Origin of the sequence: Micromonospora sp. M51, from assembly GCF_018070305.1 — a bacterium.
GTDB lineage: Bacteria > Actinomycetota > Actinomycetes > Mycobacteriales > Micromonosporaceae > Micromonospora > Micromonospora parva.
Genome location: NZ_JAGPXZ010000020.1, coordinates 1 through 21,123, shown reverse-complemented (window position 1 = coordinate 21,123; position 21,123 = coordinate 1). Strand labels below are relative to the sequence as shown.

The 21,123-nt window shown below is 71.6% G+C and carries 21 protein-coding genes, 1 tRNA gene and 1 pseudogene; 8 read left to right on the top strand and 15 right to left on the bottom strand.

What is annotated here, in order from left to right; genetic code table 11:
• Window positions 1-172 (bottom strand): annotated as a pseudogene (locus KBX53_RS02530) (YbhB/YbcL family Raf kinase inhibitor-like protein); the annotation flags it as partial.
• Window positions 173-300: 128 nt separating this feature from the next.
• On the opposite strand from KBX53_RS02530, the gene KBX53_RS02525 reads away from it, so the two are divergent.
• Both KBX53_RS02525 and KBX53_RS02520 read left to right on the top strand, forming a co-directional pair.
• Window positions 301-456 (top strand): hypothetical protein, encoded by a 156-nt coding sequence (locus KBX53_RS02525; RefSeq protein WP_156057529.1) that lies wholly within the window; start codon window positions 301-303, stop codon window positions 454-456.
• A 301-nt stretch (window positions 457-757) separates the two neighbouring features.
• On the top strand, window positions 758-1,648 hold the full coding sequence (locus KBX53_RS02520; RefSeq protein WP_210857666.1) for a hypothetical protein: 891 nt from the start codon (window positions 758-760) through the stop codon (window positions 1,646-1,648).
• A gap of 40 nt (window positions 1,649-1,688) precedes the next feature.
• Here KBX53_RS02520 and KBX53_RS02515 read toward each other — a convergent pair.
• Window positions 1,689-1,778, bottom strand: a tRNA-Ser gene (locus tag KBX53_RS02515).
• Between the two features lie 161 nt (window positions 1,779-1,939).
• On the opposite strand from KBX53_RS02515, the gene KBX53_RS02510 reads away from it, so the two are divergent.
• Window positions 1,940-2,938 carry an NAD(P)H-quinone oxidoreductase gene (locus tag KBX53_RS02510; RefSeq protein WP_210857665.1) on the top strand — a complete coding sequence of 333 codons (999 nt, stop codon included), beginning with the start codon at window positions 1,940-1,942 and terminating at the stop codon, window positions 2,936-2,938.
• Here KBX53_RS02510 and soxR read toward each other — a convergent pair.
• Window positions 2,931-3,404 (bottom strand): redox-sensitive transcriptional activator SoxR, encoded by a 474-nt coding sequence (gene soxR / locus KBX53_RS02505; protein ID WP_030331609.1) that lies wholly within the window; start codon window positions 3,402-3,404, stop codon window positions 2,931-2,933. The genes KBX53_RS02510 and soxR overlap by 8 nt on opposite strands.
• Before the next feature lie 47 nt (window positions 3,405-3,451).
• Between soxR and KBX53_RS02500 the strand changes: the two genes are divergently transcribed.
• Entirely contained in the window at window positions 3,452-4,144 is a 693-nt protein-coding gene (locus KBX53_RS02500; RefSeq protein WP_210857664.1) for a transketolase, read from the top strand.
• A gap of 8 nt (window positions 4,145-4,152) precedes the next feature.
• Window positions 4,153-5,046, top strand: coding sequence for a transketolase family protein (locus KBX53_RS02495; RefSeq protein ID WP_210857669.1), 894 nt, complete (start codon window positions 4,153-4,155; stop codon window positions 5,044-5,046).
• Here the strand turns inward: KBX53_RS02495 and KBX53_RS02490 are convergent.
• Window positions 5,032-5,739, bottom strand: a complete 708-nt coding sequence (locus tag KBX53_RS02490) for a glycosyltransferase family 2 protein (protein ID WP_030331614.1) — start codon at window positions 5,737-5,739, stop codon at window positions 5,032-5,034. The genes KBX53_RS02495 and KBX53_RS02490 overlap by 15 nt on opposite strands.
• A 123-nt stretch (window positions 5,740-5,862) precedes the next feature.
• Here KBX53_RS02490 and KBX53_RS36105 point away from each other — a divergent pair, with 123 nt between their 5' ends.
• Window positions 5,863-9,171 carry a ricin-type beta-trefoil lectin domain protein gene (locus KBX53_RS36105; RefSeq protein WP_247675001.1) on the top strand — a complete coding sequence of 1,103 codons (3,309 nt, stop codon included), beginning with the start codon at window positions 5,863-5,865 and terminating at the stop codon, window positions 9,169-9,171.
• A gap of 40 nt (window positions 9,172-9,211) precedes the next feature.
• Here KBX53_RS36105 and KBX53_RS02475 read toward each other — a convergent pair whose 3' ends face one another.
• The 6 genes from KBX53_RS02475 to KBX53_RS02450 all read right to left on the bottom strand — a co-directional run bounded on the left by KBX53_RS02475 (window position 9,212) and on the right by KBX53_RS02450 (window position 14,970).
• Window positions 9,212-9,811, bottom strand: a complete 600-nt coding sequence (locus KBX53_RS02475; RefSeq protein ID WP_030331620.1) for a hypothetical protein — start codon at window positions 9,809-9,811, stop codon at window positions 9,212-9,214.
• 56 nt (window positions 9,812-9,867) lie between these two features.
• Complete coding sequence (locus tag KBX53_RS02470; protein WP_210857663.1) at window positions 9,868-11,334, bottom strand: HAMP domain-containing sensor histidine kinase; 1,467 nt, start codon at window positions 11,332-11,334, stop codon at window positions 9,868-9,870.
• Window positions 11,327-12,019 carry a response regulator transcription factor gene (locus tag KBX53_RS02465; RefSeq protein WP_210857662.1) on the bottom strand — a complete coding sequence of 231 codons (693 nt, stop codon included), beginning with the start codon at window positions 12,017-12,019 and terminating at the stop codon, window positions 11,327-11,329. Before KBX53_RS02465 ends, KBX53_RS02470 begins: the two co-directional genes overlap by 8 nt.
• Before the next feature lie 90 nt (window positions 12,020-12,109).
• On the bottom strand, window positions 12,110-12,616 hold the full coding sequence (locus KBX53_RS02460) for a hypothetical protein (protein ID WP_030331626.1): 507 nt from the start codon (window positions 12,614-12,616) through the stop codon (window positions 12,110-12,112).
• A gap of 111 nt (window positions 12,617-12,727) precedes the next feature.
• On the bottom strand, window positions 12,728-13,741 hold the full coding sequence (locus KBX53_RS02455; RefSeq protein WP_210857661.1) for an aminoglycoside phosphotransferase family protein: 1,014 nt from the start codon (window positions 13,739-13,741) through the stop codon (window positions 12,728-12,730).
• Between the two features lie 56 nt (window positions 13,742-13,797).
• Window positions 13,798-14,970 carry an acetyl-CoA C-acyltransferase gene (locus KBX53_RS02450; RefSeq protein WP_030331630.1) on the bottom strand — a complete coding sequence of 391 codons (1,173 nt, stop codon included), beginning with the start codon at window positions 14,968-14,970 and terminating at the stop codon, window positions 13,798-13,800.
• 112 nt (window positions 14,971-15,082) lie between these two features.
• Between KBX53_RS02450 and KBX53_RS02445 the strand changes: the two genes are divergently transcribed.
• Window positions 15,083-15,511, top strand: a complete 429-nt coding sequence (locus KBX53_RS02445; RefSeq protein WP_030331632.1) for a PH domain-containing protein — start codon at window positions 15,083-15,085, stop codon at window positions 15,509-15,511.
• A 4-nt stretch (window positions 15,512-15,515) separates the two neighbouring features.
• Here the strand turns inward: KBX53_RS02445 and KBX53_RS02440 are convergent, their stop codons facing one another.
• Window positions 15,516-16,427, bottom strand: coding sequence for a rhomboid family intramembrane serine protease (locus tag KBX53_RS02440; protein ID WP_030331633.1), 912 nt, complete (start codon window positions 16,425-16,427; stop codon window positions 15,516-15,518).
• 88 nt (window positions 16,428-16,515) lie between these two features.
• Window positions 16,516-17,046, bottom strand: coding sequence for a peptidylprolyl isomerase (locus KBX53_RS02435; RefSeq protein ID WP_210857660.1), 531 nt, complete (start codon window positions 17,044-17,046; stop codon window positions 16,516-16,518).
• 84 nt (window positions 17,047-17,130) lie between these two features.
• Between KBX53_RS02435 and KBX53_RS02430 the strand changes: the two genes are divergently transcribed.
• Entirely contained in the window at window positions 17,131-17,910 is a 780-nt protein-coding gene (locus KBX53_RS02430; protein ID WP_030331637.1) for a hypothetical protein, read from the top strand.
• A gap of 67 nt (window positions 17,911-17,977) precedes the next feature.
• Here KBX53_RS02430 and corA read toward each other — a convergent pair whose 3' ends face one another.
• The 3 genes from corA to KBX53_RS02415 all read right to left on the bottom strand — a co-directional run.
• On the bottom strand, window positions 17,978-19,126 hold the full coding sequence (gene corA, locus KBX53_RS02425) for a magnesium/cobalt transporter CorA (RefSeq protein WP_210857659.1): 1,149 nt from the start codon (window positions 19,124-19,126) through the stop codon (window positions 17,978-17,980).
• Between the two features lie 325 nt (window positions 19,127-19,451).
• Entirely contained in the window at window positions 19,452-20,546 is a 1,095-nt protein-coding gene (locus tag KBX53_RS02420; RefSeq protein WP_030331641.1) for a PLP-dependent aminotransferase family protein, read from the bottom strand.
• Window positions 20,547-20,652: 106 nt separating this feature from the next.
• Window positions 20,653-21,123 (bottom strand): ester cyclase (locus KBX53_RS02415; RefSeq protein ID WP_247674999.1); only part of this gene is annotated, 471 nt, incomplete at its 5' end.

The following is a 21,123-nucleotide window of genomic DNA, read 5'->3' as shown; positions in this document are numbered from 1 at the left end:
GAAAATCCGACCAGGTCAGCTGCGGCGAGACGTTGTCGCCCCCGGTGCTGCCATGCGCGTGCCGGGCGTCCATCGGCTCGCCGTTCTGCACGTCGTCGCTGGTGAGCGTGAACGAGGGCAGCGTCGGCAGCAACTCGTACGGGTCCGGGGCGATCGGTCGTTCCAGGGTCATGGGGACGCGTCCTTCCGATGTGCGGAGATACCAGCCCCTTCATACCCCGCTGCGGCCTGTCCGACGAGCGGCACTGTGGTTTTCCGGAGCTACGGTGGAGTTTCGGGCAACGTCCTCCGGGGGACATCGTGGCCGGCATCTGGCGGGACTTCGTGGTGGCCGTCTTCACCGCGTTCCGCCGCCGGGACGAACAGGCCATCGCCGACGAACGGCGACGCGCGGTCGAGCGACTGGCCGACGAGACGATCCGCCAGCAGCGTCGGACCACCGACCCTCCGCAGTGACCGGAACGTGGGGCCCAGCGGCAGCACAGGGCTGCCGAATGAGCCTTCCACCGGCTCCCGGAAATGGCGTCGTCAGCGTATCGCCACCATCAATCCCCTGGCCGGTGCCGATGTCGTCTACCCGACCTTGGCTGACCCTCAACGAGCGAACCTGCTATCTCTGAATAACGGCGAGACGTCGGCGATATGAGGCGGCAACCCCGCTCGACTGCTAACGAATCCGTGGAATATTCACCGGCCGGGCAGAGACGACGGCAGGGTGTGGGCGACTGATCAGTAGGCCGAGTCACGGAGGAACCGAGTGACTGTCATCGCGGACGGCATCCTGGTCGTCAACTCTCTGCAGTACGCACCACAGTGGGCAGCTGCCGAAATCTTCGCACTGGCGAGAGCGGGACACCTCACACTCGAATCAACAGCAGAGGGTGTGGCAATCACCCGCACCGACAAGGCCACCACCGGCATGGAGCTCGAGGAGCGACTGCTGCTCAATGCCGTCTCGCCACAGGCCGTGCTGCACACCGAACACCAGGTGCCGGTGGCGCAGACAGTCACAGCGCTCACCTGCCAGTTGCTACGCCACCGGGGGCTTGCCCGCAAGCTGAGCCCCCGCCGGTTCATGCGCCGGGTGAGCATCTGCAGCTATGCCTTCTCGACCGCCCTCGGGATAGCGCCGATCGCCATCTTCCATTCCGTCAATTCGGTGTGCCTGGGGCTCGCGCTCTTCGCGACGGGGGTCATGAGTTGGAACACCAACGCCGGTGTCAACAAGGCGAGGGCGCGGGCCGTGCGCTTCACACGGCAGGGAAAACGGCAACACAAGCGGCTCAAGAAGCTCAGCCGTCGTCTGATATCCAGGTCCGAGCCGAGCCAGGAGGATCTACTTGCCCACGAACTGCTCTGGACCATTCACGTTCCACTCGTTCATGCCCCGACCGAGGCACCGCAATGGTTCACGGGCGATTGGCCCACGGATGCGGCGGAACGAACCGCATTGCTGCGCACGATGTTCGAATCCATCGCGACGGGATTGAACCAACCCGCCGACAAGAAGGGCCGTTTCGCGTTGGACGAGAACACCATGAAGGAAGCCGAGCTGTATCTGACCATCGATGGCATCAAGGAGACGGGTCAGATCCTGGTCGGTGTCGACACCGGCACGGACGTCGACTTCTCGCCGGGCGGCCCGTAGTCAACGCCCCCGGCAGCCGAGCTGATCACCACCGGGTTGGTGGCGGAGGGTGTGGGATTCGAACCCACGAAGACATCGCTGCCTTACCGGTTTTCAAGACCAGCGCCATCGGCCACTAGGCGAACCCTCCTGGACCGCCACCCGTGGGCGTACGGCCACGCATAGTCTGCCACGGCTCACTCCGGGCGGCCCAGCGTCCCTCCCCGCTGCGCCGGCCAGGCATCTTGTCCCGTCCACTGTGGGCTGGAGGGTGCGCCTGCGGCACCGGGTGAGATCGGGAAGACTGGCCCCATGCGAGCCATCACGATTCCGGAGCCCGGTGGTCCCGACGCGCTGGTCTGGGCCGAGGTGCCCGACCCGGAGCCGGGCCCCGACGAGGTGATCGTGGATGTGCGGGCCACCGGGGTCAACCGCGCTGACCTGCTGCAACGGCAGGGGCACTACCCACCACCGCCGGGCGCGTCGGCGTACCCCGGGTTGGAATGCTCCGGGGTGATCACGGAGGTCGGCGCCCAGGTCGCCGGGTGGGCGGTCGGGCAGCAGGTCTGCGCGCTGCTGTCCGGTGGCGGGTACGCGGAGCGGGTCGCGGTCCCCGCCGGGCAGTTGCTGCCGGTGCCGGCGTGCGACCCGGTCGACGCGGCGGCGCTGCCCGAGGTGGCCTGCACGGTCTGGTCGAACCTGGTCCAGGTGGCCCGGCTCGGCGCGGGCGACACCCTGCTGGTGCACGGCGGGGGCAGCGGGATCGGCACCTTCGCCATCCAGTTCGGGGCGGCCCTCGGCGTCACGGTGCTGACCACCGCGCGCGAGGCCAAGCACGCCCGGCTGCGCGAACTGGGCGCGGCGCACACGATCGACTACCGGGAGCAGGACTTCGTCGAGGAGGCCCGGAGGGTCACCGACGGGCGCGGCGTGGACGTCATCCTCGACATCATGGGCGGGTCCTACCTGGGGCGGAACGTCTCCGCGCTGGCCACCGGCGGCCGGCTCGTGGTGATCGGGATGCAGGGCGGGCGCAGGGCCGAGTTGGATCTCAGCGCGCTGCTGGCCAAGCGGGCGAGCGTCGCCGCGACGTCGCTACGGTCCCGACCGCTCGCGGAGAAGGCGGAGATCGTCCAGGGGGTACGCGACGAGGTGTGGCCGCTGGTCGAGGCGGGCCGGATCCGGCCGATCGTGGACCGGCGGCTCCCGATGACCGAGGCGGCGGAGGCGCACCGGCTCGTCGAGTCGAACGACCACTTCGGCAAGGTGCTGCTGACCCGCCCGCCGGGAGGCGGGTCAGCCGTCAGCTGAGCGAGCCCGCCGGGGTTGGGGCGTCCGTCGGTCGGGGCAGCACCAGTCGGGCACCCGGGCCCTCGCCGGCCAGCGTGTCCTCGGGGTTGTTGAGCGTGCAGCGCTGCAAGGACAGGCAACCGCAGCCGATGCAGCCGTCCAGGTCGTCGCGGAGCTTGGTGAGCAGCCGGATGCGTTCGTCCAGTCGGCTCCGCCAGCTCGCCGAGAGCCGCGCCCAGTCCTGTGGGCTGGGGGTGCGGGCCTCGGGGAGCGAGTCGAGTGCCTCCCGGATCTCGTCGAGCGAGACGCCGACCTGCTGGGAGATCCGGATGAAGGCGACCCGCCGCAGCTCGGCGCGGGCATACCGGCGCTGGTTGCCGCCGGTGCGGTCGGCGCGGATCAGCCCGAGTCGCTCGTAGTAGCGCAGCGCCGACGGCGCCACCCCGGAGCGGGCGGACAGCTCACCGATCGTCAACAAATCCGGCATCACCAGGTCCTTGAGTTGAAGTGCACTTCAACTCACACAGTAGTGGCATGACCACCGCACTGACCACCGACAGCAGCGCCCGCCTACCCGGGTTGATCCGCCGACTGACCGGCGACGAGAAACACGCACCCAGCGCGCACTCCACCATTGACGTCCTCCAGGTGCTCTACGACCGGGTGTTGCGGGTCACCCCCGACACCGTCGACGACCCGGAGCGGGACCGGTTCCTGCTCTCCAAGGGCCACGGACCGGCCGCCTACTACGCGGTGCTCGCCGCGCACGGCTTCATCCCGGACGCCTGGCTCGACGACCTGGCCGGGCCGGCGAGTCGACTCGGCCACCACCCGGACCGGCTCCTGGTGCCCGGGGTCGAGATCGGCTCCGGCTCCCTCGGGCACGGCTTCGGGCTGGCCGTCGGCACCGCGCTCGGCCTGCGCGCCCAGGGGCTGACCAAGCCCCGGGTGTACCTGCTGCTCGGCGACGCCGAACTGGACGAGGGATCCAACCACGAGGCGATCGCGTACGCCGGAGCGACCGGCCTGGACAGCCTCACCGCGGTCGTGGTCGACAACGCGTCGGCCAGCCACGGGTGGGCCGGCGGCATCGCCAGCCGGTTCACCGTCAACGGCTGGACCGCCGACACCGTCGACGGCCGGGACCACGAAGCCCTGTACGCGGCGTTGACCGGGCACCGGCCACGACAGCCGCACCTGGTCGTCGCCCGCATCGGGAGCAACTGATGACCGACATGCGTACCGCCTTCATCGACACCACCACCGCGCTCCTCGACGAGGATCCGCGTACCGCACTGGTGCTGGCCGACATCTCGGCGAGCCAGTTCGCCCCAGTCGGGCACCGGCACCCGGACCGGGTTCTCAACGTGGGGATCCGGGAGCAACTGATGATCGGTGTGGCCGGCGGGCTCGCCCTGACCGGGCTGCGTCCGATCGCGCACTCGTACGCGACGTTCCTGGTGGACCGGGCGTACGAGCAGATCAAGTTGGATCTGGACCATCAGGGCGTGGGGGCGGTCCTGGTCAGCATCGGCGCGTCGTACGACGGGTCGGCGGAGGGCCGCACCCACCAGTCGCCCGGGGACGTGGCGCTCTTCGACTCACTCGGCGACGGCTGGACGGTCCGGGTGCCCGGTCACCCGGACGAGGTGGCGCCGCTGCTGCGCACCGCCGCCACCACCGACGATCCGATCTACCTGCGCCTTTCCGAGCAGCGCAACGCCGAGGCGTACCCGGATGCCGCCCGGCTACGGGTGCTCCGGCGGGGCGGGACGGACGCGCCACTCGTGGTGGCGGTCGGGCCGATGCTCGACCCCACAGTGGCGGCGACGGAGGGGATGGACGTGACGGTGGCGTACACCCACACGCCCCGGCCGTTCGACACGCGGGGGCTGCGGGCGCTCGTCGACACCGATGTGGTGCTGGTCGAGCCGTACCTGGCGGGGACGTCGAGCGCGCTCGTCAGTCGGGCGCTGGCGGACGTACCGCATCGACTGCTCGCCCTCGGGGTGGGCCAGACCGACCTGCGACGGTACGGGAATCCGGCCGACCACGCCCGGTGGCATGGTCTGGACGCCGACGGTCTGCGGCGGTCGATCAGCGCGTTCCTGGGGTCAGTTGGCGGCTGAGGCGGTGGGGCGGCGACGAGCGCGCTCGCGCCCGAGGATCCAGATCGCCTCGACGCCGTCCTTCCAGGTGATCTTCTTGCCCTCTTCCCGGCCGCGCGCCCGGTAGCTGATCGGCACCTCGTACGGCCGGATCCGGCGACGCAGCAGCTTGCCGGTCACCTCGGCCTCCATGCCGAAGCCGCGCGAGCGCACCTCGAGTGACCGGTAGAGCGCCACCGGCATCAGCTTGAAGCAGGTCTCCAGGTCGCCGATGTAGGAGTTGAACAGCACGTTCGCCGCCATCGTGACGCCCTTGTTGCCCATCACGTACCAGAAGCTGTAGGCGCTGTGGCTGCCGAAGGTGCGGTTGCCGTAGACCACGGTGGCCCGCCCGTCGAGCACCGGGTCGAGCAGCTTGGGGATGTCCTGCGGGTCGTACTCCAGGTCAGCGTCGAGGATGACCATGTAATCGCCCTCGGCGTTGTCGACCGCCGTCTTGATGGCGGCACCCTTGCCGGCGTTGCGCTGATGGGTGATGACCCGCAGGCGGGCGTCGTCGGCGCGACCGAGGACCTCCCCGGTGCCGTCCCGGCTGCCGTCGTCGACGACGACAAGCTCGACCTCACAGGGATAGTCAACCGCCAGTGCCTGCTTGAGGGCATCCGCGATGCGTTCTTCCTCGTTGTAGACCGGCATGAGGATCGAGAGCTTCACGGGGATCTCCACGGTGGCGGCAACACGTCGGCCATAGCCTAGCCTGGTTGGTTTGTTCATCACCTACCGCCACTGCGGGGCAGTCGACGTGGCGGGTTCAGATCAATGGTGTTTACTTCCGCCATGTCGGCTGCCGGCTCCCTGCTCGCGGTGGTTCCCGCCGCCGCGGTGCTCCTGCTCACCGTCGCGGCGAGGCCACGCACGGTGGGCACCGTGGCACCGCTGCGGCTCGCCGTGGTGAGCGCCGTCCTGCTCGCCGGGGCGTACGCGGTGCTCGTCGTCGAGGTGCTCGGCGCGACCCACGCGCTGACCCGGCCCGCATTCGCCGTCGCCTGGCTGTTCTTCCTGGTCGCTGCCGCGCTGGCGGCAGGTCTGCGCTGGCGACGGGAGACCCGCCTCGGGCAGTCGGCGGCCGCCGTGCCGCTGGCGGTGCCGGTCGGCGCGGTGGTGTCCGGCGGTGGCTCCGAGGTGTCCGCCCCGACCGCCGAGCGCGGTGAGCCCGCGCCCGCGCCGCCCCGGGCCGGTCGGGGGCCTGCCGGTCTGCTCGCCGCGGCGGTCGACACCTGGCGTACGGCCCGACCGGGCGAGCGGCTCCTCGCCGCCACGATCGGCGGGCTGGTCCTGGTGGAGTTGCTGGTCGCGCTGCTGGCCGAGCCGAACAACTTCGACTCGCAGACGTACCACCTGCCGAAGGTGGAGCACTGGGTGGCCCAGGGTGACCTGGACTTCTGGCCGACGGCCATCCACCGGCAGGTGACCATCCCGCCGGGGGCCGAGTACCTGCTGCTGCACCTGCGCCTGCTCAGCGGCGGGGACCACCTGTACAACCTGGTGCAGTGGGTGGCCGGGGTGGTCTGCCTCCTGGTGGCCGCACGGATCACGGCTCAGCTCGGCGGTGGCCGGCGGGCCCAGTTGCTCACCGCGTCCGTGCTGGCGACCACGCCGATGGTGGTGCTCCAGGCGACCAGCACGCAGACCGACCTGGTCTGCGCGGCGTGGGTGGCCTGTGCGGCGACCCTGGCGCTGGACGGGCTGCGTCGACGGACCGGCTGGGGCACGCTGCTCGGGCTGGGGGCGGCTACCGGGCTGACCGCGGTGACGAAGACCAGCGGCCTGATCGCTGTCGGTCCGCTGCTGGTGCTCTGGGGGTTGGCCCAGCTGCGGCTGGCCCGGACCGGGAGCGCGGCGGCGACCGAGCCGGCGGCGGAGGGCGCGGCTCGGCGGTCCCGGCCGGTCGGCGGGCTGGCCCGCACGGTCGGCGGTTCGGTGCTGATCCTGGTGGTCGCGGCCGTGGTGGTCGGCCCGTTCCTGGCCCGGGTGACAGTCGAGTTCGGCCACCCGCTGGGGCCACCCCGGCTGCGCGAGTCGATCCCGATGGAGCGGCACGACCCGGCGTCGGTGGTGGTCAACGCGCTGCGGATCGGGCACACCGCGTTCGACACGCCGCTGGCGCCGCTGCGCCGGGCCGGGGCCGAAGTGATCATCAGTGGTGCCGAGGCGATCGGGGTCGATCCGCAGGACCGTGCGATCACCTTCGGCCGGGAACTCTTCCCGGAGCCGGCCTGGTACCCGGACGAGGACCGGGTGGCGTTTCCGCTGGCCGGGGTGTTGGCGGTGATCGGCGCGGTGATCGCGCTCGGCCGGCCACGGCAGATCGCCCCCGAGCGGGCCGGGTCGCTGCGGGCGTACGCGGTGGTGGTGCTGACCGCCGTGCTGCTGCACACCGCGATGATCAAGTGGCAGCCGTGGGGCAACCGGCTGCTGCTCTACGCCGTGGTGCTCGCCGTGCCCCTCGCCGGCCTCTGGTTGGACGCGCTCTTCCGCCGCCGCTCGGACGACCCCGCACCAGCGGCTGCCGGCGGCGCGTCGGTGGGCGGTCGGGGACGTCGTTCGGTGGCCACCGTGGCTGCGGTCACCGTGCTCGCCGGACCGGCCACCCCCGCCAGTGCCGCCGACCGACCGACCGTCCAACCACTCCCCGCCAACCTCGAAGCCATCCGGGCCGCCGAGGCGACCGCCCTCTACGGCAGCCCCGCGATCCGCCCGATCGAACAACGCCGCACCGCGTTGATCACCATGGGTGACAGCGAGATCTCCGGTGAGGGGGTCGGCAACTACGTCCCCGGCACCCACCAGGACGGCAACTGGTGCGACCGCTCGTACGACCAGGCGGTGTTCCGCACCGGCATCACCTCGGACGCGCAGTACAACATCGCCTGCTCCGGTGCCACCCCCTGGAACCTGATCGCCGGCGGCCCCACCCAGCACAACGAACTGAACCAGGGCGACTACCTGGGCATCAAGGCACGCAACACGCACGTGAAGCTGATCTGGGTGGTGGTCGGCGCGAACGGTGACGGCACCATCCAGTTCGGTCCGGTCGCCACCGACTGCGCCGTCCGCAGGGTGTTCTTCCAGGGCGCCTGCTACCCCACCTACACCGACCAGTGGACGATCCGCACCGACGGCAGCCGACAGGCGGTGGAGTCGGCGCTCACCGACATCCGGCAGACCATGACCAAGGCCGGCTACCTGCGCTCGGACTACGAGCTGGTGCTGATGTCGTACCCGAGCCCCGGCAGCCCCGACGTCGAGGACAACCCCAACTTCCCCGGCTGGTACGCCGGCGGCTGCCTGCTCTACCTGGCCGACGCGGCGTTCGCCCGGAACAAGGCGGTGCCGATGTTCGAGTCGGCGCTGCGGTCGGCCGCGGCGAACACCGGCACCCGCTACCTGGACGCCAGCCGGCTCTTCCACGGGCACGAGGTGTGCACCGACAACACGTCGGTACGCGGCCTGTACATCGAGGTCGGCATCTGGAACGAGAACGCCGCCCGCCAGTCGTTCCACCCCAACGCCCGTGGGCACGGCATGTTCGCCCAGTGCATCACCCAGTTCTGGAACTCCGGGCAGACGCGGGCCAGCTGCGTCGACCCGGCCAGCACCGGCAGTGGTGTGCTCTACCCGGGGCTGATGGAGTTCAAGCAGTTGCGCAACCTCACCACCGGCACCTGCGTCGACGGCAAGGGCTACGACTCCCGCAACGGCACCGTGCAGCAGCCGTACTCCTGCCACGGCGGGCGCAACCAGGGCTTCTGGTACGACTCGGCCCGGCGGTCCCTGCACTCGGAGCTGTCCCACGACCGGTGCCTGGACGTCGCCAACAGCTCGATGACCGCCGGCACCGCCGTCAACATCTACGACTGCAACGGCACCGGCGCGCAGCAGTTCGTCTTCTCCGGCAACCAGATCAGGCCGGCCGCCGCGAGCAACCTCTGCGTGGCGTTCGACAACCCGTTGCTGGGCAGCTCCCGCCTGCGGTTGGCGACCTGCTCCAGCAGCAGCCGACAGCAGTGGTCGTTCGAAGCCCGTACCGCCGCGAACCCGGTCGGCTACGGACACGACGACTTCATCGGCTCCCGCGTCTACTGAGTGGGGGCAGGGGCCCTGGCGTCGACCAGGGCCCCTGCGCTCACTTGGCGCGGGGAACGAGGATCAGCCGGGCCACGCCCTTGTCGCCGTCCTTGGCGCCGGCGACGCCGAGCGTCGCGCCGACTTTGACCTCGCTCGGCTGCACGGTGGCCCGCCGCTCGACGACCCGCAGGTCATCGCCGAAGGTCCAGGTCATCGTGAAGCCGTCGGAGGACTTGACGGTCATCGAGTCGCCGTCGATCGCCGTCACCTCACCGCGCTGCACGGCGACGGTCCGCGTACCGCCGTCCTTCGTCTTCACCACCGCCTCACCGTGCAGGGTGTTCTTCCGCAGCAGCACGCGGGCCTGGCGCCGCTTGCGCCACTCCTCGCCGCGCTTCTCCCGGCCCTTCTCCTGGGCGGCGGGGGATCCGCCCGGCGTCGGGGTGGCCGGTGCGGCGACGGTCAGTACGTCCAGGTCGTCGGCGTCGAAGCCCATCGCGGTCAGCGCCTGACCCTCGACTCCCATGGCGGCGGCGACCTCGACGGCGGTGTCCCGGGCGGGCTGGCTGGCCACCTCGGCCGCGCCGCAGCCGCTGACGCCGAGCGCGACCGCCGCGAGCAGTGCCGTGGTGCCGGTGGCGATACCCCAACGTGGCATGACTCTCCCTCTCGTCAGTGGAGCCCTCAGCCTTCCTGGGAACGACGAGCGGAGCGTCAAGCCGATGTTCGGGTCAGGTAAGGATCACCGGGCAGCCGGACCGTGAAGGCGGCACCGCCCTCCGGCGCGTGCCCCGCGGTGATCTCCCCGCCCAACCGGCGGACCAGTCCGGCGGCCAGCGCCAACCCCAGGCCGCTGCCCACCTTGCGCACGCCCCGGTACCGCTCGTGCAGCGCGCCGCGTTCGAAGGCCACCGCCAGGTCGTCGTCGGTGAAGCCGGGCCCGCCGTCGCGGACCTCGAACACGCCGCCGTGCGCCGGGTCCGCGCCGGCCGGCCGGACCGCGAGCACCACCGGCGACCCCGGGGGTACGACCCGCAGCGCGTTCTCCAGCAACCCGTCCAGCACCTGCCGGATCCTCCCCGGATCGGTGTACCCGGGCACCGGCCGACCTGGCGTCTCCACCCGGAACGGCACGCCCACCGCCGCGCACCGAGCGACCCAGGTCGGTTCCGCGTCCACCGCCAGCTGGGTCAGGTCCACCGGCACCGGTTCAAGGGGGAAGTCGGCGGCCTCCAGCCGGGCCAGCGCCAGCAGATCACCGATCAACCGGTCCAGGTGCTGCGCCTCGGCCAGCACCGTCCGGCCGGTGTCCACCGTGTCGTCGGCACCGAGCACCCCGTCGGCGAGCGCCTCGGCGTACCCCCGGATCGCGGTCAGCGGGGTGCGCAGCTCGTGCGAGACGGAGAGCAGGAACTCCCGCTGCCGGCCCTCACTGGTGGCCAGCGCGGCAGCCAGCCCGTTCAACGCCTCAGCCAGGTCGGCGACCTCGTCCGGCGGCTCGACCGGCACCCGGACGGCGCGGTCACCCGCACGCAGCCGGGCGGCGGCGGTGGCCGCGACACGGATCGGCCGGGCCAGCCGGCGGGCCAGCAGCAGCCCGGCCACCACACCGGCGGTCAACCCGGCCAGCAGCGGCAACCAGAGACTGAGCAGCACGCGCGCCCACAGCCCGGTGGCCAACGGGCGGGAGAGCACCACCCCGTTGCCGCCGGCCAGCGCCCGACCCTCGACCAGTGCCCACTCACCGTTGACCGAACGGCGAGCCGACACGTTGCGGCCCTGCCCGATCCGCTGCACCACCCGGGGAGGCAGACCCGGCCGGTCGGCGGCACCGCGCCTGATCAGGTACGCGTCGATGCCCTGGTCGCGCAGTTGCTGGATGAGGCGTTCCTCGTCGGCGCTGCGACCCCGGTCGAGGCGGGTCCGCAGCACCTCGGCGGCGAGCCGGGCCTGGGCGGCGAGCGCCTCCTGCTCGCCCCGCTGCACGCCACGGATCGCCAACGGCACCGCCACGATGGCGGTGACCAGCACCGACACCAGCGCCACCGCACAGGTGACGAGCACCGCGCGGGCGGTCAGCGTACGGCCGAACCGGCCTCGTCGCGGTGCAGCGGGTGGGGTGGCGCCGACCACCGGCAGGGCCATGGTCGGCGACTCGACGTGCCCACGGTGATCACGCATCGACCGCGTACCCCACCCCGCGATGGGTGCGGATCACGCTGGCCGGCCCGAGCTTCGCGCGTACCTGGGCGACGTGCACGTCCACCGTCCGGGTGCCGGCGTGCGCCGCGTACCCCCAGACCCCGGCCAGCAGCTCCTCCCGGGTGAAGACCCGGCCGGGCCGGGCCATCAGGTGGGCGAGCAGATCGAACTCGGTGGAGGTGAGCTGCACCGGGGCGCCGGCGGCGGTGACCGTACGGCGGGCCGGGTCGAGCGTCACCGGGCCGACGACACGTGCCCGGTCCGCGGCCTCCGGGCCACCGGCGGTCCGGCGCAGCACGGCGCGCACCCGGGCGACCAGCTCCCGTGGGCTGAACGGCTTGGTGACGTAGTCGTCGGCGCCCAACTCCAGGCCGATGATCCGGTCCACCTCGTCGTCGCGGGCGGTGAGGAAGATGACCGGAGTCCAGTCGCCGGCCTCGCGCAGCCGGCGGCAGATCTCGGTGCCGGGGAGGCCCGGCAGCGCGATGTCCAGCACGCAGGCCACCGGACGCAACCGGCGGGCCGCGCTCAGACCGGCCTCGCCGTCACGTTCCAGGTGGACGCCGAACCCGTCCCGGGTGAGGTAGAGCCGGACCAGGTCGGCGATGGCCGGCTCGTCCTCCACGACGAGGACGAGCCCGCGATGCGGCGTTTCGGCGGTCACCGGCCCATGATTGCCGACCCGGTGGGCCGGGTGCGATCGGTGCGTGTTCGAGTTCGGTAAAGGCGGTGCGAAGCCCGACGGGGCGTCAGCTCACCAGGACGGAGCGAACATCCCGGGCCGCGCGGCGGCCGGCGTGTCACCGATGCTGGCGACGACCCGCGCGCCGGTTGGCCGCAGGCGGGTCCGGAACGCCTGGTTGAGCAACGCGTCGAGCTGCCAGACCTGCTTCGGGTGACTGGTCCGGATCAGGAACCGCTCACGGATCCCGTCGATCGCGGTGGCCGCCATCTCGACCGACTGCAACCGCGGGTCCGGGCTCCAGGTGACGTTGCTCAGCTCGCGGAGCTCGGTGTTGAGGTGCAGGCGCAGTCGGTGCAGGAGGCGGGTCTGCTGGGTCACCACCAGTCGGCGGTGCGTGAGCAGCAACAGGTAGTCGCCGGTGACCGGGCGGTCGGGGCGGCTGCAACGGGTGACCAGGATGGTGGCGTCACCGGAGCCGACGCAGCGGCGGAAGACCGGCATGTGCCGGCTCACCGTCTGCACGGCCAGGCCAGCCTCGGCGGCGGCCGGAAGGAACGTTCGGGAGAAGACGTCCATGACCTGCCCAACGACGTCCCCAGCGGGGTGACGTGGGTCACGGAGCTTTTTTGGAAGTTCCACGCCGCCAGTCGCACTGCCTGTCCGATTTTCGACTCGGACGGGTAGTGGTCAGACGGTGGGCTGAAGTGGACTGGCGGCGAACAGCTCCTCCAGCCATCCCGGAACCGCGGCGGCGTACTCGGCGCGGGGCTCCGCCGCCGTGTCCAGCGCGCGACGCCAGGAGAGCGACCGGCTCACCGGCCCCAGGGCGATCGCGAGGTCGGCGGCCTCCACCAGGGTCCGCCGGTCGTACCGGTCGGTCCACGCCTCCAGGTAGGCGTCTCGCAACCGAACCAGTTGGGCGTCGTCGGTGGCGAGCTTCCTGGCGTCCGCGACGGCACGCAGGGTTACCAGCAAGGTGCCGAACGGGTGCGCCACCGAGGCGTCACCCCAGTCGAAGTAGCGGTAGCCGTCCCGACCCGCGAAGACGTTGCCGTCGTGCAGGTCGGCGAGTTGCACGGTGGCCGGGATGCCGATGACGGCGAGCCGCCGGCACCGCTGCGCGTACGACGGCACCTCGGCCCGCAACCGCTCGTGCATCTCCGGGCTCAGCCCGCTCTCGGCACCGATCAGTAACGCCTCGCGGTCGTCGAGCAGCTCGACGAAGAGGTCGGCCAGCACCTCCGGCCGCTGGTCCGGCACACCCCGGGCGACCAGCTCGTCGGCCTGCGGGGCGCTCGCCAGTTGCAGCGCCGCGTACCCGGGCAGCGCCCGCTCCCAGTGCGCCAGATCACTGTCGCGCGCCAGCACGTCGCGCAACGACTCGCCGCCGTCGGGCAGCAGCGACCAGCCCTGCTCCGGGTCCACAGCGATCGGCGTCAGCACCCGGTCGGGCGTCAACTCGGCGAGCGTCGTGATCAGGACCGCCTCGTGCACGGTGCCGGGGTTGTTGGCCTTGAACCAGACCGGGCCGTCGTCGGTGGGCACCCGCCAGACCAGCGACCAGGGCCGCTCCCGAGGCTCCACCAGCCCGGTCACCCGGCGACCGGCCCGGCTCAGCTGCGCGTCGACCCAGGAGCGGGCCCGCATCTGCCACCGTTCGTCGGACCAGTCGGGGGCGCGCTCACCGGAGATCGTCGTCACACTGGGCACCCTAGGTGGCCCTTCCCGGCCGGGGCCACGTCTTTTCCGACCGCGAGTCAGACCAGCTCGACGATGGTGGCGTTGGCCATGCCACCGCCCTCGCACATGGTCTGCAGGCCGTAGCGGATCCCGTTGTCGCGCATGTGCTGGAGCATGGTGGTCATGATCCGGGCACCGGAGCCGCCGAGCGGATGACCGAGGGCGATCGCCCCGCCGCGCGGGTTGAGCCGCTCCGGGTCGGCCTCGGTCTCCGCCAGCCAGGCCAGCGGCACCGGCGCGAACGCCTCGTTCACCTCGTACACCCCGATCTCCTCGATGCCCAGCCCCGCGCGGCGCAGCGCCTTCGCGGTGGCCGGGATGGGCGCGGTGAGCATGGTGACCGGGTCGTCGGCGGCGACCACGGCGGTGTGGATCCGGGCCAGTGGGCGAAGGCCGTGCCGGCTGGCCCAGTCGGAGGTGGTCACCGCGAGGGCCGCGGCGCCATCGGAGATCTGGGACGCGGAACCGGCGGTCACCACGCCGTCGGCGCGGAACGGGGTCGCCAGCTCGCCCAGCTTCTCCAGGGAGGTCTCCCGGCGGATGCCCTCGTCGGCGGCGAACTTGCCGCCGTCGGCGAGCGGCACCGCCGCCAGCTCCGGGTCGAACGCGCCGGCGTCCTGTGCGGCGGCCGCCTTCTCGTGGCTGGCCAGCGCGAACTCGTCGAGCTGGGTACGCGAGAGGCGCCACCGCTGGGCGATCAGCTCGGCCCCGACCCCCTGGTTGAACGGCAGCGGAGCGTCGTCGGCGAAGCCCTCGACGCCCCGGTAGCGGGCGCGCAACTGGTCACTGAACGGCATACCGCCGGCCACGCTGGAGCCCATCGGCACCCGGGTCATCGACTCGACTCCACCGGCGACCACCAGGTCGGCCTGGCCGGAGAGCACCGTCGCGGCGGCGAAGTGCAGGGCCTGCTGGCTGGAGCCGCACTGCCGGTCCAGTGTGGTGCCGGGCACCGACTCGGGCCAGCCGGCGGCGAGCACGGCGTTGCGGGCGATGTTCCACGACTGCTCGCCGACCTGCGACACGCAGCCCCAGAAGACGTCGTCGACCTGGGCCGGGTCGAGCCCGGTGCGCTCGGCGAGGGCGCGCAGGACGTGCGCCGAGAGGTCGACGGGGTGGACGCTGGCGAGGCTGCCCTTGCGCCGCCCGACCGGGGTACGAACCGCGCCGACGATGACCGCGTCACTCATGTTTACTCCCCGGTAACTTGGGCTGCCCCGATCCTACGTCGTCCCCGGACCGACCGTCCGGCCACACCTGCACGAGGTGCCGGAATCCGGGGGCCGCTGGCATGCTGGGCGGGTGGATGAGACCTCCCCGGTACGACAGTGGCGAGTGCCGTCGACCCTCCCGGCGGCGAAGCTGGCCGGTGCCGTCCTGCTCGTCGCGCTCGGGTTGCTCTTCGCCGACGGTGACCCGGTCCGCCTGACGGTGGCCGCCCTGGCCGCCGCGGCGCTGGCCGGCTGGGCGGTACGTGACCTGGTCGCGCCGGTCCGGTTGGCGGTCGACCCGGCGGGGCTCACCGTCATCCACGGCTTCGCCGGGCGGCGGCTGCTGCCCTGGTCGGCGGTCGAGGCCATCGCCGTCGACCGACGACCCCGGCTGGGGCTGACCAGCGAGACCCTGGAGATCGACGCGGGCAACTCGCTGCACCTGTTCGGCCGCTACGACCTGGGGGCCACCCCGGAAGAGGTGGCCGCCGCCCTGCGGGCCGCCCGCCCGGTCAGCTGATCTGTCAGCTGAGCAGTTGGGCGGTGCGGAAGAGGACCAGCGCGAGCAGCACCGCCAGGATGATCGCCCCACCGGCGACCTGCACCAGCGTCCGCCGACCACGCGGCGCGTACGCGAGCACCAACGCCATCAACGCGCCGACCGCCAGCCCGCCCAGGTGCCCGGGGATCGAGATGCCCGGCACGGTCAGCGTGAACACCAGGTTGATCACCAGGATCGGGATCACCTGAGAGATGTCCCGACCCAGCTTGCGTTCGATGATGATCAGCGCGGCGAAGAGGCCGAAGACCGCCGTCGACGCGCCGGCCGTGGCCGAGTTCTGCGCGCTGAACAGGTAGGCGGCGACGTTACCGCCCAAGCCCGCGATCAGGTACAACGCGCCGAAGCGCAGCGGCCCGAGGTTGGCCTCCAACGACCGGCCGAGCACCCACAGCGCCCACATGTTCAGCAGCAGGTGGATCACGCCGTAGTGCAGGAACATCGCGGTGACCAGCCGGTACCACTCGCCGTCGGCGATGCCACCGAGCGTGCCGTCCGGGAAGAACGCCAGCCCGAGCACCGAACCCCAGTTGGTCAGCGGGGTGCTGCCACCCATGAGGCCGCCGAAGCCGGAACCGCCCACCGCCGCGTCCCCACCCCGGTCCGAGGCGATGGAGAGCAGCATGAGCAGCACGTTCAGGGCGATGAGGCCCTTGGTGACATAGCCGTGCCGGCCGGCCGTACCGCCGCCGAAGGCGGTACGCGCCGGCCGGACACTGCGACGCCCCTCGTTGACGCACTCCGGGCACTGGTGCCCGACCGAGGCCTCCCGCATGCAGTCCGGGCAGATCGGCCGGTCGCAGCGGGTGCAGCGGACGTAGGTCTCCCGACCGGGGTGCCGGTAGCAGACCGGGGTGGTCGGTGGCGACTCGCTCACCGGGCCGACCCTCCGTCCGCCGCCGCGCGGTCCACCGGCCATGCTCCGGAGCGCTCAATCATGCGAGCAAAGGTACCTCGCCGGTCGCTCAGGAAGCAGACCGCTCGATCTCGACCCGCTCGATGACGACGTCCTGGAGCGGACGGTCGCTCGGGCCGGTCGGGGTGTTCGCGATCGAGTCCACGACCTTCACCGACTCCTCGTCGGCGACCTGGCCGAAGATGGTGTGCCGGTTGTTGAGGTGCGGCGTCGGGGACACGGTGATGAAGAACTGCGAACCGTTGGTGCCCGGTCCGGCGTTCGCCATCGCCAGCAGGTAGGGACGGTCGAACCGCAGCTCCGGGTGGAACTCGTCGGCGAACTTGTAGCCCGGCCCGCCCCGACCGGTGCCGGTCGGGTCGCCCATCTGGACCCAGACACCGCGGCTCCCCCGGGGCGAGATGGTGCCGTCGTAGTACGGACCGTTGCCCGGCTGACCGGTGCGCGGGTCGGTGTACTCACGGTTGCCCTCGGCCAGGTCGACGAAGTTGCGGACGGTCTTCGGCGCGTGGTTGGGGAAGAGCTCCAGCCGGATCGGGCCAGCGTTGGTGTGCAGGGTGGCGTAGACAGCCTCGGCCACGGGTACTCCTCACTCGTTGGTCAGTTCCATGCGGATCCTCCCATGTGCCCGATCTGGCATCGCGGAGGCATCCGAAGGTGGAGGATGACGAAGGAACAACTCCCAGGAGGTAGGACCGTGTTTGGATTCGGGCGGCGGCAGTCCCAGGCGCAGTTGGCGAAGGCCGAGCTGAACCAGAGCATCAGCCACCTGATGCAGGCAGCCAACCACGCCGCGAAGGGCGCCGGCGCGACCGTCGGCCCGCGGGTCCAGGTGGCCCGGGGCTACGTCGGGCCGACCGCGGTGAAGGTACGCGACCGCGCGGCGACCGGCTGGGGCACGACTCTCACCACGCTGGCACCGCTGGCGGCGGCAGCTCGTGACGGCGCCGCTCAGGCAGGGCCGCTGACCAGGAAGGCCAAGTCGAAGACCATGCGGATCACCGGTAAGAAGAAGCAGCCGCGTCGTCGCGGCTCGATGATGACCGGCCTGTTGGCGGCGGGGGCCATCGCCGGCCTGGCCGGCGCGGTCGCGTTGCGCCGCCGTCGGGAGCAGCAGGAGTGGGCCGAGTACGACCCGACCCGCAGCACCCTGGAGCCGATGCGCGACGAGGTCGACTCGATCGAGGTCCGTACGCCGTCCGCCGCCAAGGGGTCGGACGGTTCCGCCATCTCCGGCGCGGCGGGGATGACCGGCGCGGGCAGCTCGGCGGTGGCCGGCGGTTCCAGCGCCAGCACCACCGCCCCGGCCAAGCAGACCGGTGTCCGCCCGACCGACAAGGTCCCGTCGGTCGCCGAGGGCGCCACTGACGTCTCCGGCCGGCCGACCGACGACCTCACCAAGGCGCTGGGCAAGGACACTGCCCGCACCAACGGCCGCCGCTGAGGTCAGCGACAGCGCGTGAAGCGCCGACGAGTGGGTCCCCCCGCTCGTCGGCGCTTCCGCGTCACGGTCAGAGCCAGCCGTTGCGGCGGAACCAACGGTAGAGGGCCAGCGAGACGCCGAGCATGAGGGCCAGGACGACGGGATAGCCGTACGTCATCCTCAGCTCGGGCATGTTGTCGAAGTTCATCCCGTAGATGCCGGCGATGGCGGTCCACACCGCGGCGATGCCTGCCCAGGCGGCGATCTTGCGCATGTCGTTGTTCTGGTCGACGGTGACCTGGGCCAGCCGCGCCTGGAGGATCGAGTTCAGCAGGTCGTCGTAGGAGTTCACCTGTTCCACGGTGCGGCTGAGGTGGTCCTGCACGTCCCGGAAGTACTTGCGGATCTCCTTGGGCACGTCCCGGTTGACCTGCGAGGTCAGCGTCATCAGCGGCCGTTGCAGCGGCACCACCGCCCGCTTGAACTCCACCAGCTCCCGCTTCATCTGGTAGATCCGCTGGATCCGGCCGTGGCCGTGCCGGTCGAAGACCTCCGCCTCCAGCATGTCCAGGTCGTCCTCGATCTGGTCGGCCACCTCCAGGTAGAGGTCGACCACCCGGTCGGTCACCCCGTACGCCACCGCCCACGGGCCGTGCAGCAGCAACTCCTGCTTGGTCTCCAGGTCGGCGCGGATCGGGGCGAGTCGGCAGGCGTCCCCGTGCCGGACGCTGATCACGAAGTTCGGGCCGATGAAGAGCATCACCTGCCCGGTCTCCACCACCTCGGAGTTCTCGGTCAGCTCGGTGTGCTCGCAGTACCGGGCGGTACGCAGCACCAGGAAGACGACGTCGCCGAACCGCTCCAGCTTGGGGCGCTGCTCGGCCTTGACCGCGTCCTCGACCGCCAGCTCGTGCAGGCCGTACGTCTCCGCGATGGCGGTCATCTCGGCCAGCTCCGGCTGGTGCAGACCGATCCAGACGAAGCCGTGCTCCTCGCGGCGGGCCGCGGCCAGCGCGTCCGCGTACGTCCAGTCGCCGGGCTGCCGTTTGCCGTCGACGTAGAGCGCGCAGTCGACCACCGCGCTGCGGCCGGGGCCGGTCGGTGCCGGGACGGGCGGCGAGCCGTCGGCGTTGAGGATGCGGGTCATCGCCCGCACCGGGGAGGGCCACGCCCGGGGTCGCAGCACCCGACCGGTGGCCGACGGTGCCGTCCGGTCCCGCTCTGTCCGATCCGTCATCGCGTCACCTCCCGCGCTCAGCTGCGGCTTGCAGGCTACGCCGACCGGCGTCGAGGACCGGTGTGACGGCGGTCGCGTGGGGGGCGGCGCCGGGCGGGCCGGGCCGCATCGGGGGGTGTGCGGGGGACGACACGGCCCGCCCGGCACCTGTGGGGGCGGGAGGTTGTGCTGCCGCGTCCACCCGGGCGGGGCCGGCCCGGGGACCGGGCGGTGATGTCCGCAGCTGACGGGGTGACGCTCGCAGCATTGTGGGCCAGCCGGCCGCCCGGAGGGGAGCCCCGGGACGGCCGGCACCGTCGTTCTGTCGGGAACCCGACAGATAATGTCAGTCCCGGACGGCCTCGACGGCCTCCGCGAGCCGCCGGACGCCCTCGTCGATCCGGTCGGCGGTCACCGCCGAGAAGGCCAGCCGGAGCGCGTGCCGCCCGCCGTCCACCATGAAGTCGCTGCCCTTGACCACGGCGACGCCGCGCTCGGCCGCCGCCGGGGCGAGCCGGTCGACAGACACGTCCTGCGGGAACTCCACCCACAGGAAGTAGCCACCGTCGGGCTCCACGAACCGCGCCTGCGGCAGGTGCCGGCGCAACGACTCGGCGAGCACCTGGGCCCGTTCGCCGAGCGCCGCCCGGACCGTCTCGATCGAGCGGTCGATGTCACCGGAGACGCAGAACTGGTGCACGATCGCCTGGGACACCATCCCGGGGGAGATGTAGAGGCTCGTCGCGTTCTTCGCGATGGCGGCGATCAGGTCGGCCGGGCCGACCAGGTAACCCACCCGCACACCCGGGCAGACCGTCTTGGTGAAGCTCGACGCGTGCACCACCACGTTGCGGGTGTCCAGCGAGAGCATCGACGGCAGCGCCTCACCACGGAAGCGGATGTCCGCGTACGGGTCGTCCTCGAAGATCGTGAACTCGTACTCGGCGGCCAGGTCGAGCAGCTCCCGGCGCTTCTCCAGCGACAGCGTCATGCCGGCCGGGTTCTGGTAGTTCGGGATGACGTGCGCGAGCCGGGGCCGGACCCCGGACTCCAGCAGCTTGCGCAGCTCGGCAGTGTCCAGACCATCCGGCTGGACCGAGATGCCGTGCAGCTCGCTGCCCATCCGCTGGAGGTTGAGCAGCGTCCGGTCGTACGTCGGGCGCTCCACCACCACCGCGTCGCCGGGGCGGACCAGGTGGTCGAAGAGGAACGCGTCGGCCTGGAGAGACCCGTTGGTGACCAGCACCTGGTCGGCCTCGACCCCGTGCTTCTCGGCGATCCACTTCCGCAGCGGGAGGTACCCGACGGAGGTGCCGTACGCCGTCACCCCCGCGGGGTCGGCGTCGAAGGCGCGGACGGCGGCGGCCTTGAGCCCCTCGACATCGACGATGTCCAGCGAGGGAGCCCCACGGGCAAAGGAGATCAACTGCTCGGCGGTCATGGATGTTGAGCGTACGGGCGGCGACGGGGAACGCGCGGTCGGCACGGCGATGTCCGCATCCTGAGCCACCGGGTCGGGTGACCCCGCTGGACCGGTCGGCGGCAGATCAGACCGGAAGGGCGAGCGCGTCGTGCTGCACGGCCCGGGAAAGTCCCCCCAGCTGCACGCCGAGCGCGTCGAGAAGCTGACTCCAGTCGAAGTAGGAACGCCAGGCGGTGATCCGGCCCTTGCGGGCCCGGACCACGTCGGCCACCTCCCAGCTCACCACCCGGCCGGTGGGAGCGACGGTGCCGTACGGGGAATGCAGGGTGCCGGTGTGGGTGCCGGTCAGCCGCAGCTCGACCGCCGCGCCCCCGCCGGTGCGGACCGAACCCATCGGGTCGACCCGCAGATCTCCGAAAGCGCCGGTCCAGGTGCGCAGCAGCGCGGGCAGCTCGATCGGACGGACCGTCACGCCCGGCATGGCGTAGAACGCCTCCGGTGCGTAGAGATCCGGCAACCGGGCCACGTCCCGACGCAGAAGCATCGCGTACTGCTGCTCTACCAGCCGATCCGCGTCGCGCATCGGGACCTCCCC